At 72.5% G+C, this 15,011-nt stretch carries 17 protein-coding genes and 1 pseudogene; 2 read left to right on the top strand and 16 right to left on the bottom strand.

Translation table 11 applies throughout. From position 1 onward, the window contains the following. Positions 1-53: 53 nt before the first annotated feature. The 11 genes and pseudogenes from B1L11_RS02915 to B1L11_RS02865 all read right to left on the bottom strand — a co-directional run bounded on the left by B1L11_RS02915 (position 54) and on the right by B1L11_RS02865 (position 8,761). Positions 54-404, bottom strand: coding sequence for a cupin domain-containing protein (locus B1L11_RS02915; protein WP_079312934.1), 351 nt, complete (start codon positions 402-404; stop codon positions 54-56). A gap of 45 nt (positions 405-449) precedes the next feature. Then, on the bottom strand, positions 450-1,826 hold the full coding sequence (locus B1L11_RS02910; protein ID WP_079312932.1) for an FAD-binding oxidoreductase: 1,377 nt from the start codon (positions 1,824-1,826) through the stop codon (positions 450-452). Next, a complete protein-coding gene (locus tag B1L11_RS02905) occupies positions 1,823-2,962 on the bottom strand; it encodes an ABC transporter ATP-binding protein (protein WP_218670857.1) in 1,140 nt (379 codons plus the stop codon). The genes B1L11_RS02910 and B1L11_RS02905 overlap by 4 nt, the downstream gene beginning before the upstream one ends. After that, positions 2,952-3,746, bottom strand: a complete 795-nt coding sequence (locus tag B1L11_RS02900) for an ABC transporter permease (protein ID WP_079312930.1) — start codon at positions 3,744-3,746, stop codon at positions 2,952-2,954. The genes B1L11_RS02905 and B1L11_RS02900 overlap by 11 nt, the downstream gene beginning before the upstream one ends. Next, entirely contained in the window at positions 3,743-4,654 is a 912-nt protein-coding gene (locus tag B1L11_RS02895) for an ABC transporter permease (protein WP_218670856.1), read from the bottom strand. The genes B1L11_RS02900 and B1L11_RS02895 overlap by 4 nt, the downstream gene beginning before the upstream one ends. After that, on the bottom strand, positions 4,639-5,412 hold the full coding sequence (locus B1L11_RS02890; protein WP_179154947.1) for an extracellular solute-binding protein: 774 nt from the start codon (positions 5,410-5,412) through the stop codon (positions 4,639-4,641). The genes B1L11_RS02895 and B1L11_RS02890 overlap by 16 nt, the downstream gene beginning before the upstream one ends. 6 nt (positions 5,413-5,418) lie before the next feature. Further along, positions 5,419-5,736 carry a hypothetical protein gene (locus B1L11_RS02885; RefSeq protein WP_079312926.1) on the bottom strand — a complete coding sequence of 106 codons (318 nt, stop codon included), beginning with the start codon at positions 5,734-5,736 and terminating at the stop codon, positions 5,419-5,421. Next, complete coding sequence (locus tag B1L11_RS02880) at positions 5,729-6,703, bottom strand: FAD-dependent oxidoreductase (protein WP_179154946.1); 975 nt, start codon at positions 6,701-6,703, stop codon at positions 5,729-5,731. The genes B1L11_RS02885 and B1L11_RS02880 overlap by 8 nt, the downstream gene beginning before the upstream one ends. A gap of 254 nt (positions 6,704-6,957) precedes the next feature. Beyond that, a pseudogene (locus B1L11_RS54465) lies at positions 6,958-7,239 on the bottom strand ((2Fe-2S)-binding protein); the annotation flags it as partial. Beyond that, on the bottom strand, positions 7,236-8,432 hold the full coding sequence (locus B1L11_RS02870; protein ID WP_079312922.1) for an FAD-dependent oxidoreductase: 1,197 nt from the start codon (positions 8,430-8,432) through the stop codon (positions 7,236-7,238). The pseudogene B1L11_RS54465 and the gene B1L11_RS02870, both read right to left, overlap by 4 nt. A 2-nt stretch (positions 8,433-8,434) precedes the next feature. After that, positions 8,435-8,761 (bottom strand): (2Fe-2S)-binding protein, encoded by a 327-nt coding sequence (locus tag B1L11_RS02865; RefSeq protein WP_179154945.1) that lies wholly within the window; start codon positions 8,759-8,761, stop codon positions 8,435-8,437. A 192-nt stretch (positions 8,762-8,953) separates the two neighbouring features. Here B1L11_RS02865 and B1L11_RS02860 point away from each other — a divergent pair, with 192 nt between their 5' ends. Further along, on the top strand, positions 8,954-9,589 hold the full coding sequence (locus tag B1L11_RS02860; RefSeq protein ID WP_079312920.1) for a TetR/AcrR family transcriptional regulator: 636 nt from the start codon (positions 8,954-8,956) through the stop codon (positions 9,587-9,589). Positions 9,590-9,668: 79 nt separating this feature from the next. Then, the gene (locus tag B1L11_RS02855; RefSeq protein ID WP_079313116.1) at positions 9,669-10,565 is read left to right on the top strand and encodes an aminoglycoside phosphotransferase family protein; all 897 of its coding nucleotides are present in this window, start codon (positions 9,669-9,671) and stop codon (positions 10,563-10,565) included. Between the two features lie 30 nt (positions 10,566-10,595). On the opposite strand, the gene B1L11_RS02850 is transcribed toward B1L11_RS02855, so the two are convergent. From B1L11_RS02850 to B1L11_RS02830, 5 genes are all read right to left on the bottom strand, one after another. Further along, positions 10,596-10,946 (bottom strand): hypothetical protein, encoded by a 351-nt coding sequence (locus B1L11_RS02850; protein WP_143736845.1) that lies wholly within the window; start codon positions 10,944-10,946, stop codon positions 10,596-10,598. 90 nt (positions 10,947-11,036) lie between these two features. Further along, entirely contained in the window at positions 11,037-12,260 is a 1,224-nt protein-coding gene (locus B1L11_RS02845; protein WP_079312916.1) for a GNAT family N-acetyltransferase, read from the bottom strand. A gap of 17 nt (positions 12,261-12,277) precedes the next feature. Further along, entirely contained in the window at positions 12,278-13,267 is a 990-nt protein-coding gene (locus B1L11_RS02840) for an ABC transporter permease (protein ID WP_079312914.1), read from the bottom strand. Between the two features lie 6 nt (positions 13,268-13,273). Next, entirely contained in the window at positions 13,274-14,206 is a 933-nt protein-coding gene (locus B1L11_RS02835; protein WP_079312912.1) for an ABC transporter permease, read from the bottom strand. A gap of 8 nt (positions 14,207-14,214) precedes the next feature. Beyond that, the coding region (locus B1L11_RS02830) for an ABC transporter ATP-binding protein (protein ID WP_143736843.1) at positions 14,215-15,011 on the bottom strand (797 nt) is incomplete at its 5' end.

Below are 15,011 nucleotides of genomic sequence, written 5' to 3'. Positions count from 1 at the left end.
CGCTTTGTTCGGCCAATACGGCCGGGGAGACCGGGGAAACCCGGACTGAAGAGTCACAGGCGCGTGGTCACGTACGTCTTCCGTACGGTCTCGTGGACGTGCCACTCACCCCGCCAGCCGGCCGGCATGACCAGGGTGCTGCCGGGGCCGGCCGCCTGCTCCGTGCCGTCGGCGGAGACCACGGTCACCCGCCCGGAGAGGATCTGGCAGATCTCGTGGTAGCCGTCCCGTACGGCGGTGAACCTGCCGGGCGTGCACTCCCACACACCGGCGCTGGTCCTGCCGTCCTCGGAGGTCCACACGGCGAGGGTCGCCTCGCGCTGGTCACCCTCGACCGAGGTCGGCTTGGGCGCGGCCGGTCCGAGGACGGCAGTGCTCGCGTCGGGTACGACGATGCTGGTCAATCCGATCTCCTGCTGGTCTGGTGTGTGTTCGTACGAGTGGGCCGCTCAGTGCCGGCGGGCCACGGCGTCGGCGATCCTGGCGATGGGCGAGGTCGTCGTGCGGCCGCCCACGATCTCGGCCCGGTCGGCCGCGCGGTAGGCGGCGTACATCCCGCGCACGCCGATCCAGCGCAGCGGTTCCGGCTCCCACCTGCGCACCTTCCTGCCGACCCAGGGCAGCCGGGTCAGTTCGGTGTCGGCGCCGAGCACGAGGTCGCGCAGGGTCCGCCCGGCGAGGTTGGTCGTGGCCACGCCGTGGCCGACGTAACCGCCGGCCCAGCCGAGCCCGGTCCGGCGGTCCAGCGTCGCGGTCGAGCACCAGTCCCTCGGCACGCCGAGGACGCCGCACCAGGCGTGCTCGACCGCGGCGTCCCGTACGGCGGGGAACAGCCGCACCAGTGCGTCACGCAGGGCGCGCACCGTCGTGGCGTGCGTGCGCCCGTCGTCGTCCGTGCGGGAACCGAACAGGTAGGGCACCCCGCGCCCGCCGATGGCGATGCGGTCGTCGGCCGTCCGCTGGGCGTAGATGTAGGCGTGGGACATGTCGCCGAGCAGTTCGCGGCCCTCCCAGCCGATCCGCTCCCACACCCGGTCGGGCAGCCGCTCGGTGACGATGAGCGAGGAGTTCATCGGCAGCCAGGTCCTGCGCTCGCCGGCCAGCCCGGCGGTGAACCCCTCCGTGGCACGCAGCACGAAGTCCGCCCGCACGGCGCCGTACGGCGTGCGCGCCTCGTGCGGCACGATCTCCGTCACGGGGGTGGACTCGTAGATGCGCACCCCGAGCCCCTCGACGACCTTCGCGAGTCCCTGCACGAGCTTGGCCGGCTGGACCCTGGCGCAGTGGGGGCTGAACGACGCGCCGAGGGCGCCGTCCACCCGGATCCTGGCCGTGGTCTGCTCGGCGTCGAGTTGCTCCACGTCGGTGTCGCCCCAGGCGCGGGCCGCGCGCACCTGGGCGGTCAGGCGCGGCAGGTGGGACGGGGCGTGCGCCACCCTGAGGATGCCGCCCTTGACGATGTCGGCGTCGATGCCCTCGGCGCGCGCCACCGCGATGACCTCGTCGACGGTCTCGTTCATCGCCCGCTGGAGGGCGTGCACGCCTTCGCCGCCGTGGGTGCGGGCGAACCTGCGGGGCGACCCCGCGAGCGCGCCGGTCAGCCAGCCGCCGTTGCGGCCGGAGGCGCCGTAGCCCGCGAACTTGCGCTCCAGGACGACGATGTCCAGCCCCGGCTGCGCCTTCTTCAGGTAGTAGGCCGTCCACAGGCCGGTGTAGCCGGCCCCGACGATGCAGACGTCCGCCTCGATCGGCCGGTCCAGGGGCGGGCGTCGCGCGGGCAACCCCGTCTCGCGGTACCAGAACGACACTCCGCCGTTGACGGTCACGTGAAGATCCTTTCGGTGGTGGGGTCGTCGGGCAGCAGGACGCAGTCGTCGGGATGCCAGCACAGGCGGGCGCGGTCGCCCACTCTCAGGTCGCTCGACGTGCCCGCATGCTCGCGTACGAGGCCGCGCCCGCCGCCGGGCAGCAGCACCTCCAGCTTGCGGGCCGACCCGAGATAGATCTCCTCCACCACCGTGACCGGAACCGCGTTCGCACCGATCCCGGCGGCGTCGAACCCATCGGGCTCCAGGCGGAGCCGTTCCGGCCGCACGACCAGCGCGGCCGGTCCGCTGCGCACCCCGCCGGAGGCCCGTACGGCGAAGCCGTCCAGGTCGAGCCGCGACCGGTGCCCGTCCGGCGTCGCGGTGCCGCGCAGGATCGTGGACTCGCCGAGGAACCGGGCCACGAACAGCGTGGCCGGCCGCTCGTACAGGTCCCGGGCGGTGCCGACCTGCTCGATGCGGGCGTTGTTGAACACCGCGATGCGGTCCGAGAGGATCAGCGCCTCCTCCTGGTCGTGGGTCACGAACACGAAGGTGGACCCGACCTCCCGGTGGATGCGCTTGATCTCCAGTTGCAGGAACTCGCGGAGCTTGCGGTCGAGCGCGCCGAGCGGCTCGTCCATGAGCAGGACGCGGGGGCTGAACACGATGGCCCGGGCGAGCGCGACCCGCTGCTGCTGCCCGCCGGACAGCTCGCGGGGGTAGCGGGAGGCGTGGCCCGGCAGTTGCACGGTCTCCAGGGCGGCGGCGACGAGGCGGTCGCGCTCGGCCCTGGGCACCTTGCGCTGGCGCAGCGGGAAGGCGACGTTCTGGGCGACCGTCATGTGCGGGAAGAGCGCGTAGTGCTGGAACACCACGCCGATGTCCCGTTTGTGCGCGGGCACGTCACCCACGGGCCGGTCGTCGATCCGGAGGGTCCCGGACGTGATGTCGGTGAAGCCAGCGATCATGTTGAGGGTCGTCGTCTTCCCGGAGCCGGACGGCCCCAGGAACGTCATGAACTCCCCCGGCTCCACGGTGAGGGTGACGTCGTCGACGGCGGCGGAGCCGCCGTAGCGCTTGGTCATGCCGCTCAGGTCGATGCGGGCGCCCTTGCCTGCGGGCAGGGCCGCCCCCTCGGGCCGGTCAACGGGCACGGTTCCTCCTTGCGGCCAGCGTGAGCCCACCGCCGACCAGGACCGTGGTGAGGACCAGGATCATGGTCGCGGCGGCGGCGAGCGTGGGATCGGTCTCGCGGGTGACGCTCGAATACATCTGGACGGGCAGGGTGACGAGGGTGGGGCTCTGGATGAACAGGGAGACCACGACCTCGTCGAACGAGGTCACGAACGCGAACAGGGCGCCCGAGACCACACCGGGCATGATCAGCGGCAGGGTGACCTGCCGGAACGTCGCCCACCGCCCGGCGCCCAGGCTCGCGGCCGCGGTCTCCAGCCGGACGTCGAACGTGCGCAGAGAGGCCGTCACGGAGACGACGACGAAGGGCATGGCCAGGACGGTGTGGGCGGCGACGAAGCCGACGAGCGTCCCGGCGAGGCCGAGTTTCAGGAAGACGGCGTAGATCCCGATGGCCAGGATGATGCCCGGGACGATCATCGGGGCGAGCAGCAGCACGCTCGCGGCGGCCGCTCCCCTTCCGTTCGTCCAGCGGCTGAGCCCGAACGCCGCCGCCGTGCCGAGGGTGGTCGCGACGACGGCGACGAGCACACCGACCAGCAGCGAGTTGGCCAGTGCGGCGGTCCACGCCGGATCGCCGAAGAAGTTGGCGTACCACCTGGTCGACCAGCCGGTCGGCGGGAACGTCAGCGACACCTTGTCGGTGAAGCTGAGCGGGATCACCACCAGGGTGGGCGCCACCAGCCAGGCGGCGACCAGGACGCCCGCGGTCCACAGGGCGGCGCGGGCGAGCCGGGCGCTCATCGGGCGCCCGCCCTGCTCCGGCGGCCGGCCCGCATGGCCAGGCCGAGCAGCCCGATCAGCAGCAGGGTGGCGGCGAACAGCACGACCGCCATGGCGCCGCCCCTGCCCCACATCAGCATTCCGCTGACCTGGGTGTACATGAACTGCGAGATCAGCGCCTCACTGGGCGAGCCGAGCAGGGCCGGCGTCACGTAGAAGCCCAGCGAGGTGATGAAGACCATCGTCGCCCCGGCGGCGACCCCCGGCAGGGACAGCGGCACGAAGACGCGCAGCAGCGCGACCAGCGGGCGGGCGCCGAGGCTCTGGGCGGCGGTCAGCAGCCGCCGGTCGATGCCGCTCATCACCGAGTACAGCGGCAGCACCATGAACGGCATGAGGATCTGGACCATCCCGACGAGGACTCCGGCCTGCGTGCGGACCAGGCTCACCGGCCCCAGGCCGAGCAGCCCGAGGAACCCGTTGACGACGCCGGTGTCCTGGAGCAGCACGAGCCAGGCGAAGGTGCGGACCATGAGGCTGGTCCAGAACGGGAGCATGACGATCAGCAGCAGCGCCGCCCTGGCCCGCGGGGAGGCCACCGTCATCAGGTACGCGTAGGGATAGGCGAGGCACAGGCAGATCACGGTCGCCCACAGGGCCGTCGAGAACGTCCTGGTCAGCACGGCGACGTTGGCGGAGGAGCCGAAGAACCAGGCGAAGTTGCCGGTTCCCGGCGAGGGCGTGGTGAACGCGCTGACGAACGTCTGCGCGACCGGGTACGCGAAGACCGCGAGCAGGACCAGCAGGGCAGGGACGATCAGCAGGAACGGCCAGTTCCGCGTCCCGCGCCGGGAGCCCGCGCCCTTCTCCGCGGGCGCGGCGGCCGGCGCCGGGCCGCTCGGCGACAGCGGGCTCAGGAGAGCAGCCACTGCTGGAACCTGTCGTTGACGGAGTCGCGGTTCTTGCCCCACCACTCGTCGTTCACCTTGACCTGGGTGTCGAGGTGGGTGGTCGGGAGGTTCTCCTTCGCCGAGGGGTCGACCTGGTCCTGCGCCGCCTTGCTCACCGGTCCGTACGGCTGGTACTTCGTGAACTCGGCGGTGGGGCCGGCCGACGTCGTGTACGCGATGAGCTTCATCGCCTCGGCCTTGTTCCTGCTGCCCTTGACCACGACCCAGTACGCCTCCTGTGACAGCCAGGAGTCCCAGGCGATCGTGATGGGGGCGTTCGCGGCGGAAAGCACGGCGCGGGCGATCCACACCATGCCCATGACCGCCTCCCCGCTCTCGAGGTACTGCTGGGCCTGGGCGCCGGTCTCCCACCAGATGAGCTGGTCCTTGATCGTGGACAGCTTCTTCAGTGCCCGGTCCACGTCGATCGGATAGAGGTCGGCCGGGGCGACGCCATCGGCGAGCAGCGCGATCTCGAAGATGCCGCCGCCCACCGACTTCCAGGCGGTGCGCTTGCCCGGGTACTTCTTCAGGTCGAAGAAGTCCGCCCAGGGGGTGGGCGCGGCGCCACCGGTCTTGTCGGAGCGGTAGGCGAGGACGGTGCCCTCGATGTCGGCGGCGACGCGGTACGTCTGCGCGTAGCCGTCCACGATGGACGACTTGTCGACGACCGAGTAGTCGATCGGCTCCAGCCACCGGGAGTCCGACTCGCTCCCGAAGTCGTTGCCGACGACCACGATGTCTCAGGACGGGTTGCCCGACTCGGCCTGCGCCTTGATCTTGGCGTTGTCCGTGGGGCCGTCCTCCTTCACGGTGATCCCGTTCTTGGCGGCGTACGGCGCCCACATGGTCTTGGCCTGCGCCTTCTGGTAGTCGCCGCCGAAGCTCACGACGGTCAGGGTCGTGCCGCCACCGCCACCGCCGCCACTCGACGACGAGGCGGAGAAGCCGCCGCCGCAGGCGCTGAGCACGCCGGAGGCCGCGAGGAGGCCGAGCCCTTGGCCGCCGCGGATGAGCAGCGTACGGCGGGACAGCATCCCGTGCGCGCCGGTGTCAGTCACTGGTTCCTCCTGAAGGAGACGGCCGCCCGGCCGCGCCGGGCGAGAGAGGGGTGAGGGGAAGGTCGCTTCCGGGCTTCCATCGGGACAGGCGGCGGCCCGCCTCGGCGCCGTGGGCCAGGGCGGCCGGCGGGGTCCGGGTCGTCCCCGCCGCGCCGCCCGCGACCGCCACACCGCCCGGCAGAGAGTAAGGCCCGTCCGCCTCGTCGCGGGTCACGTCGAGCGTGACGTCGCCGTGGTAGAGCCGCTGCAGGAGCAGTTCCTCGGCCGGTCGCCGTCCCGCGGCCACCACCACCGTGTCGCAGGCCAGCCGCACGACCGAGCCACCCGCAAGCGGGGCGACCACCAGGCGGCGCACGCCACGATGCCCGGTGGCCTCCCGTACGGCGTGGCCCGGCAGGTACGGCACCCGCGCGGCGGCGAGCGCCGCCGGAAACGCCCCGGCCGGGATCTCCCGTTCCGGCCGGGGGTCGACGACGGCCGCGAGCGTGACGCCGACGGCGTGGAGTTGCTCGGCGAGGCCGTAGCCGTACGGCTCGGCGGCCACCACGACGGCGCGTTCGCCGGGGCGGACGTGATCGACGTTGATCAGACGCTGGACCGGACCGGCCATCATCACGCCGGGGATGTCGTTGCCGGGGAACGGCATCGGGACGTCGTAGTCGCCGGTCGCGACCAGCAACCGGCCGGGGCGCAGCACCAGCAGGCCGTCCGGGGTGTCCACCGGCAGCGCCCCGCCCTCGTACCAGCCGAGCGCGGTCGACGCGGTGAGCACCGTGATCGAGGCGTGCTCGCGCGCCCGGGCCGCGAGGTCGGCCACCAGCCGGAATCCGGGGACCTCCACGCCGTCGGGGCCGCGCACGTCACGCGTCTCCGCCCGGAGCGCACCGCCCGGCTCCTCGCCCTGGTCCACCAGGACCACCTCCAGCCCGCTCCCGGCGGCGGCCAGGGCGGCGGCCAGCCCGGCCACGCCCCGCGCCGACGACGGCGAGCGGGGGGCCGCCTCACCCCCAGGCCGGGCCGCAGCGCCCGCGCGGCGACCTCGGCCGCCACATTGCGCCCGCCGCCCGCGATCACGCCCATGAGGCGTTCCGCCAGATGGGCCAGCCGGGGTGAGCCGCGCAGCAGCCGGAACTGGAAACCCGCGGGGACGAGCGCGGAGAACCGGTCGATCGCCGCGAGCAGATCCCACTCGGCGCCGGGCCAGGCACGCTCCCGGCGCACCGACTCGCCCCCGCGCAGCGGAGTGGCGCATCCCGGCACGCCGTAGTGACCGTCGATGGTGAGCTGGCAACCGGGGCACGAGGGGGTGCCGCAGGTCAGCCCGATGCCGCGGGGGCGGTGGTACTTGAAGCTGCGGGAGAGCACCCGCACTCCGGCGGCGTGCAGCGCCGTGGAGACCGGCTCGCCCTCGTACCCGTGCAGGGTGCGGCCCTCGAACGTGAACGCGACCCGCCTGGACCTGGCAGGCGACGACGACGGATGGGTGGTGATGCGCAGGTTCACGCCGCGTTCCCCTCCTCCGCTGCGACCACGAGGGCGCCCTCCTGGATGAGCCGTCCCTCGTGCAGGCGGGTGACCGAGAAGGGCCGGAGCAGCTCCGGCATGACGCCCTCGTGGATCCCCCGGGCGAGCAGCGCGCCGGTCGCGGGGGCGCCCATGAAGCCGTAGACCCAGCCGCAGGTCAGGTAGAACCCGCCGGCCTCGGGCGCCGGGCCGATCACCGGGGACAGGTCGTCCGCCTGGTCGACCAGCCCCGCCCAGTGGCGGAGCAGCCGCACCCCGGCCAGCCGGGGCAGCAGCCGGACGAACTTCGCGGCCATGTCGGCGAGCAGCGTGTAGGTGCCGTTGAGGCTGTCGCTGACGTCGGGGTACGGCAACTCGGTCCCGCCCACGAACTCGCCTCTGGCCGTCTGGTGGCAGTAGCCGAGCAGTTCCAGGCTGGCGAGCGCGGGACGCAGGAACGGCGCGACCGACTCGGTGACGATCATCTCCAGGCGGCAGGTGCGGGTCGGCAGCCGCACCCCGGCCATCTCGGCGATCGCCCTGGCCGCGCCGCCCGCCGCGTTCACCACGACCGGCGTGGAGACGTCCCCGCGGTCGGTGCGGACGCCGCGTACGGCCCCGCCTGCGACCTCGACGCCGGTCACGGTGACACCCGTGTGGATCTCCACGCCCAGACGTGCGGCGGCCCGGGCGTACCCCCATACGACGGCGTCGTGGTGGGCGAACCCGGCGTGGTCCTGGTAGACGCCGCCGAGCGCGAGATCGGGGTTGACCTCGGGCACGATCCGGCGCGCCTCCTCGGCCGTGACGAACTGGGAGCGCACGCCCAGCGTGGCCTGACGTACGGCGTCGGCCCGGCACCGCTCGACCTGCTCGGGCGTGGAGGCCAGCACCAGGTAGCCGCTGCCGGAGAACAGCACGTTGAAGTCCAGTTCGGCGGAGAGCGTGCGCCAGCGGCGCAGCGACTCGTCGAACAGGCCCGTCCACTCGCGGGAGCCGAACGCGGAGCGGATCATCTCGCCGTTGCGGCCGCTGCCGCCGCCTCCGGGATAGCTCCGGTCCAGCACCGCCACGTCCCGGACGCCGAGCTTGGCCAGCTCGTACGCCAGCGCGAGGCCCTGCACGCCCGCGCCGACGATCACGACGTCGTACGCGCGGCGGAGCGGGGAGCGGCAGGCTCCGGGGATCGCCATGGTCAGGCACCCCCCGTCGTACCGTTCACGGGGCTCGTCTCAGGGCTCGTCTCGGCGGACGGCCCGGCGGCGCCGGCGAGCACGCCGAGGGGGACGGGACGCAGCGGTGGCCGGGCCGTGGGGCGCCGGTCGACCCGTCCCGCGTCGCCGCCCGCCAGCTCCCGCAGCAGTTCCATGACCGGGCCCGCGCAGTGCTTGCCCTGGCAGGGGCCCATGAAGACGGCCGTCGCCCGCTTCAGCGTCTCGGGGTGGGTGTAGCCCGCCGCGTACATCGCCCGGATGTCCTCGACGGTCACGTCATGGCACGGACAGATGATCGTCTTGCCCACCGCCCCTCCAGTCCATGGCTCCGCGGAGCGCTCCGACCTGCGTCAGCGCTCCGGCTCCGTTAGTACCGCATTATTAGAGGAGTGGCTTCATGCCCTTGTCAATAGGGCTTTTCGGTTCCTTTTACGCGTTGACGATCGCTATAGTGCGGTCCGGAGGCGACAGGCACAGGACGGGCCGAGAAAGGGCAACGGGTGGACGCCGCACTGGAGGTACGGACCGACGGTCAGCGAGGGCGCATCCTCGCCTCGGTCATCGAGCTGGTCGCCGAGATGGGCTACGAGCGGGTCCGGCTGCGGGACGTCGCCAAGCACGCCGGGGTGTCGATCGGCACGCTGCAGCACTACTACGAGACCCGCGACGGCCTCATGCTGGCCGCCTTCGCGCACCACACCGGGAAGATCATCCAGGGACTGGAGGAGATCGCAGCCCGCCATCGCGACCCCTGGGACCGCATCCGCAGCCTGGTGGAGTACATCACCCACCCGCGCGGCTTCCGGAACCGCTGCCTCGCGTTCATGGAATACGCCGCCGCGTCCGCGCGGGACAAGGAGCTCAGACGCCTCTTCGGGCTCCAGTACGACGGCTGGCGGGCCCCCATGCACGCCGCGATCGAGGAGGGCCTGGCCAACGGGGCCTTCCGGGTCCACTCGACGGTGGAGGAGACCGTCGACCTGATCCTCACCCAGATCGACGGCTTCGAAATCGCCGTGGCCACACAGGTTTCCGGCATGACCAGAGCCCGGATGCACGACTCGCTGCTCCGCGGCATCTCGGTGCAACTCGGCCTGCCTCCGTGGACGCCCGCCCAGGTGGCCGCGGGCACCTGACGGCCGGCGAGGCCGCCTCAGGTGGCCGAAAACACGTTGCGGGAGAAGACCGGGACGCGGAACCCTCGCGGACGTGAAGATGCACCCCGGTCAGCTGACGGTGTCGCGGGAGACGGTGCGCGCCTTGGTGGACGAGCAGTTCCCGCAGTGGCGGGGCCTGCCCGTCACCGGCGTCGCCGCCCATGGGACGGTCAACGCCATCTTCCGCGTCGGCGATCGCCTCACGGCCCGGTTCCCCCTGCAGCCCGGGCCGGTCGACGCGACGCGGCGCTGGCTGGAGTCAGAAGCGGAGGCGGCCCGCGAACTGGCGGGCAGCACCCGCTTTCCCACGCCCGAGCCGGTCGCGCTCGGCGAACCCGGCGCGGGATATCCGCTTCCATGGTCGGTGCAGACGTGGCTGCCCGGCGCCGTGGCGACCGACGAGGACCCGGGCGAGTCGGTCGCGTTCGCCCACGACCTCGCCGATCTCATCACCGACCTGCGCGCGATCGGCACGCGTGGCCGTACGTTCGGCGGCACGGGCCGGGGAGGCGACCTCCGGTCCCACGACGCGTGGATGGAGACCTGCTTCGAGCGCAGTGAGGGACTGCTGGACGTTCCCCGGCTGCGCCGGACGTGGAAGGACCTCCGTACGCTGCCCCGCGAAGCGGCCGACGTGATGAACCACGGCGATCTCATCCCCGGCAACGTGCTCGTGTCCGAGGGCCGGCTGGCCGGGATTCTCGACGTCGGCGGCTTCGGGCCGGCCGATCCCGCACTCGATCTCGTGAGCGCCTGGCACCTGCTGGAGGCCGGGCCGCGCCGGGTGCTCCGCCTCGATCTTGAGTGCGACGACCTCGAGTGGGAGCGGGGCAGGGCGTGGGCCTTCGTGCAGGCGATGGGGCTCGTCTGGTACTACCGCGAGACCAACCCGGCCATGAGCCGGATGGGCCGGCGCACCCTGGAACGCATCCTGGCGGACGGCGGGCCCGCCTGAGCCCTGCGCCCCGCTCGGGGGCGCAGGGGCTCAGCCGCGGGTGACGTCGACGCCGCCGAAGACGCCGTAGTTGCGGACGCGGACGACACGGCCGGAAGGGCTCGGCGTTCCCGGCTCCACGTGGCGGCCGCCGAACAGGCTGAAGCCCTCGACCTCCACCGTGACGTCGGCGGGCACCCGCAGGCGCACGCCGCCCGCGATCGAGATCTTCGTCACCGAGGTGACCGGCGCGATCTCGGCCTCGCTCAGGTCGAGATCGGCCCCGCCGACGGGAGTGAGGACGACCGTGTCCGCGGGCATCCGCCCCGGCCCCCGGCGCTTGAGGCCGCCGAGGAGGGAGATGCGCCAGTCCGTACGCTGCGATGAAGGCGTGTTCGTCATGACCATCACGGTACGGATCGGCCGATGCGGCGATAAGTGCCGCGCGTCGTGTCCTGACCCGTGACACCCGTCATATCCGCAGCTCAGCCGTCAGAAGAGCGTGCCGGAGAAGGGCGAGGCGTCCGTGTGGAACAGTTCCTCGGCCGTCTCCAGGGCGCCGTCGCTGTGGACGGTCACCCGTCCGGCCCTGGCGTGCTGCCACCAGCGGGAACCGCCCAGGTAGAGGGCTGCCAGGGTCGCGACGTCCACAGACAGATCGGCCCCAGAGAGATCGGCGCGGCCCTTCGTCCTGGCGGCCCCGCGGGCGCTGATCAGGTAGGTCCCGGTGTTGCCGGGCAGCAGGTCGTCCGTGACGGCCAGGACGATCGAGCCGGAGCCCCGATAGTCGCGCCGTGCCAGCGCGGCGGGCACGTCGACGAGGCGCAGCCACGTCTCGTCGCGGACGGAGACGGTGCGGACGGCGCGGTCGTCGGTCAGCAGCAGCGGCAGCGGGTCGTCCGGGGCGGTGAACGGCAGGATGATCCGGTCGACGAGGTCGAGGCCGAGCAACCAGCGGATCAGCCCCGCGTACGCGTCCGGTGTGGCGGCGACGAGATCGTCGACGACGATCGCCCGGTCCCGGCTGGTGAACCACTCCGCCGTGTCGGCGGGGTGGTAACGGACGTACCCGTCCTCCGAACCGTCCTCCCCGTGCACGGCGACGTAGGCGGGGCCGGGGTCCGCGGCCTGCCGTTGCTCCTGCTGCCGCCACCAGGAGGCGGGCCGGCCGATCGCCCCGGTCCAGGCGGCGGCGGACTCGTAGATCTGGGCGAGCGTCTTCCAGGAGGACGCGGGGTCGGCCAGCCGGACCCGGCCCCCAGGCGGCACGGTCGCGCGGAGCACGGCCTGCCTGCGGGACACCTCCCGGCGGGCGGCCGACCCCGCGATGCCGTACCCGAAGCGCTCGTAGATGACCGCCTCGGAGGCCCGCAGCGTGGCCGCGATCTCGCCTCTCGCGGCGGCGTCCGCGAGCTGACGGCGCATCAGCGCGGTCACGATGCCCCTGCGGGTGTGCGTGGGCAGCACGCCCACGTGCGTGACCGCGGCGTGCGGGACCCGCGCGCCGCCCGGCACGACCAGGGTGCTCGCGTAGGAGTCCGCGGTGCCGACGAGCTCGGTCCGGTCGAAGGCGCCGAGGGTGCGGCCGGGTTCGAAGAACTGCGTGACGTCGGTTCCCGCCGGGAGGGGCGGCAGGCCGAGGAGGGCGGTGCGGAACGTCGCCGACGCCGCGAGCAGCTCGTCCTCCCCGCTCAGCACGCGCACGTCGAAAGTCATGTCTTCTCCTTCAGGAGTCAGCGGGCGGCGGGATCGCGCAGGCGGGTGACGACGTCGACGGCGAACGTCGAGACCACGAAGATGGCGGCGGCGAGGATCGTGGTGCCGATGACGACGGGGAAGTCCCCGCCGACCGCCGCCTCGACGGCGAGCCGTCCGACGCCGTCGAGGCCGAAGATCTGCTCGGTCACGATGGCCCCGCCCATCAGCGCGGCCAGCTCCAGCCCGCCGAGCGTGATGATCGGGTTCAGCGCCGCGCTGAGCGCGTGGCCGAAATGCACCCTCCGCTCGGTGACGCCCTTGGCCCGCGCCGTGCGGATGTAGTCGGAGCCGAGCACGTCGAGCATGTTCGCCCGCACGACGCGCTGGAAGATCCCGATCTCGGCGACGGCGATCGTCAGCCAGGGCAGCGCGAGGTGCCTGGCCCATTCGAAGGGGTTCTCGGTGATGCCGACGTAGCCGCTGCTCGGGAACCACCTGATGCCGTACGTCGAGAGCGTGAAGTACAGGAAGTAGGACAGCAGGATCCCGGTCAGGAACGTCGGGACGGACAGGCCCGCGTAGGACAACGCGGACAGGATCCGGTCCACCCACGAGTCCGGCCTCCTGGCCGCCGCCACGCCGAAGAGGATCGACAGCGTCATCCAGATGACGAGCGCGCCCAGCGCCAGCGACAGCGTCACCGGGATCTTCGACAGGATCAGCTCGGTGACCGGCCGCTGCTGCCGGAACGAGTAGCCGAGGGCGGGCGGCCAGTTGAACAGGCCCATCGGCGCGCCCTGGATGTCCGGCCCCCGGTAGAGGTAGTGCCAGAGCTGCAGATACCACGGCTCGTCGAGGCGCAGCGCCCGGGTGATGCCGTCCAGTGTCTCCTGGGTGGCGTTGCGGGGCGCGAGCACCGCGGCGGGGTTGCGGTAGGCGACCCGGGTCATCGCGAACGTGATGACCAGCACGGCCAGCAGGGTCGCGAGGGCGCGGGCCGCGTGGCCCGCGATGTGCCTTCTCATCGCCGGCTACCCCTGGGGATCGAGGACGTTGCGGATGCCGGAGCCGATCGCGTTGAACCCCAGCACGGTGACGAACATGGCGATGCCGGGCCCGAGCAGGAACCACGGCTGCACCTGGTACAGGGACGACCGCTGGGCCTCCGCGATCATGTTGCCCCAGCTCGCCGTGGGCGCCTGGACGCCGACCCCGAGGAACGACAGGGTCGCCTCGGCGAGGATGTTCACGGGAAGCTGGACGGCCCAGTAGACCGCGACCACCGGAAGCACGTTGGGCAGGATCTCCCGCACGATCAGGCGGCGGCGGCTCACGCCGATCGAGAGCGCCGCCTCCACGAACGGCCGGTTGCGCAGCACGACGACGAGCCCGCGGGTGAGCCGGGCGAAGTAGGTCCAGGCGAACAGCGAGATCACCAGCACGACGAGCAGCACCGGGTCGACGACGGGCTCCCCGTCACCGCCCCGGTTGAGCGCGACCAGGCTGAGCGCGGTCACGACGAACGGGAACGACAGCGCGACGTCGGTGCCCAGGGACAGCAGCCGGTCGGTCCTGCCCGGGGAGAACCCGGCGACCAGGCCGACGGCCGTGCCGGCGACGAGGGCGAGGGTGGTCGCCGGAATCCCCACCAGCAGGGAGATGCGCGCGCCGTACAGCGTCCGGACCAGCACGTCGCGGCCGTTTCCGTCCGCGCCGAGCAGGAAGTGGGCGCTCGGGCCGATCGGCAGCCCGTTCTCGGCCAGGGCCTCCGACCGGAACTGCTGGTCCGGGCCGTGCCCGGTGAGCGCCGCCGCGACCGGGGCGAGCAGCGCCGCCAGCACGACCACGCCGACCAGGATCAGCCCGGTCCTGGCGGAGCGCTCGGCGAGGATCGCCCGCAGCACCGGGAACCGGCGGACGTCCGCCTCCTCGGCGTATGTCTCCGCGGTGAGCAGATCAGACACGTGTCCCCCTAAACACGGGCCACCCGCCCCGGGATCGAGTCGAGCAGTTCCCGCGTGTACGGATCCCGGGGGTCGTCGAACACCCGGTGGACCGGGCCCTGCTCCACCACCCGGCCCTGGTTGAGCACGACGACCCGCTCGCACAGGTCGGCGACCACCCCCAGGTCGTGGGAGATGAACAGGAACGACGTCCCGAGCTCCGCGCGCAGCCGCCGGATGAGGGCGACGATCTGCGTCTGCGTGGTGATGTCGAGCGCGGAGACCGGCTCGTCGGCCACGACGACCGAGGGCTCAAGGGCGACGGCGCGGGCGATGGCCACGCGCTGCCGCTGCCCGCCCGACAGTTGCGCCGGGAGCCGGTGCAGCACGGACTGGGGCAGTTCCACCCGCGCGACCAGCGCCTCGACTCTGGCGCGGATCTCGGCGGCCGGCAGATCGGTGTTGACCACGAAGGGTTCGGCGAGCGTGGCGGCGACCGTGCGCCGCGGGTTGAGGCTCCCGTAGGGGTCCTGGAACACGACCTGGACGGCCGGGCGCAGGCTCTTCGGGAGCCGCACGTCACCGGGCGCGTTGTAGACCTCCCCGCGCAGCGACACCGATCCGGCGGTCGGCCTGGCCAGGCCCGCCACGATCCTGCCGATCGTCGACTTCCCCGACCCCGACTCCCCCACCAGCCCGACGATCTCGCGTTCCCGCAGGTCGAACGACACGTCGGTGAGCGCGGTGAACGACTCCTTGCGGCCGGGCCTGCGGTAGCTCATGTGCAGCGCGCTCGCCCGCAGCAGCGGCGCGCTCTCGGCCCGCT

Source organism: Microbispora sp. GKU 823, from assembly GCF_002027145.1.
Lineage (GTDB): Bacteria > Actinomycetota > Actinomycetes > Streptosporangiales > Streptosporangiaceae > Microbispora > Microbispora siamensis.
This window is presented reverse-complemented; position numbering and strand designations above follow the sequence as displayed.

Bases quoted from the DNA above. Each gene is read 5' to 3' on its own strand.
- B1L11_RS02855 (WP_079313116.1), top strand. From the start codon at position 9,669: ATGCACCCCGGTCAGCTGACGGTGTCGCGGGAGACGGTGCGCGCCTTG.
- B1L11_RS02900 (WP_079312930.1), bottom strand. From the start codon at position 3,746: ATGAGCGCCCGGCTCGCCCGCGCCGCCCTGTGGACCGCGGGCGTCCTG.
- B1L11_RS02840 (WP_079312914.1), bottom strand. From the start codon at position 13,267: ATGAGAAGGCACATCGCGGGCCACGCGGCCCGCGCCCTCGCGACCCTG.
- B1L11_RS02850 (WP_143736845.1), bottom strand. From the start codon at position 10,946: ATGACGAACACGCCTTCATCGCAGCGTACGGACTGGCGCATCTCCCTC.
- B1L11_RS02845 (WP_079312916.1), bottom strand. From the start codon at position 12,260: ATGACTTTCGACGTGCGCGTGCTGAGCGGGGAGGACGAGCTGCTCGCG.
- B1L11_RS02870 (WP_079312922.1), bottom strand. From the start codon at position 8,432: ATGGCGATCCCCGGAGCCTGCCGCTCCCCGCTCCGCCGCGCGTACGAC.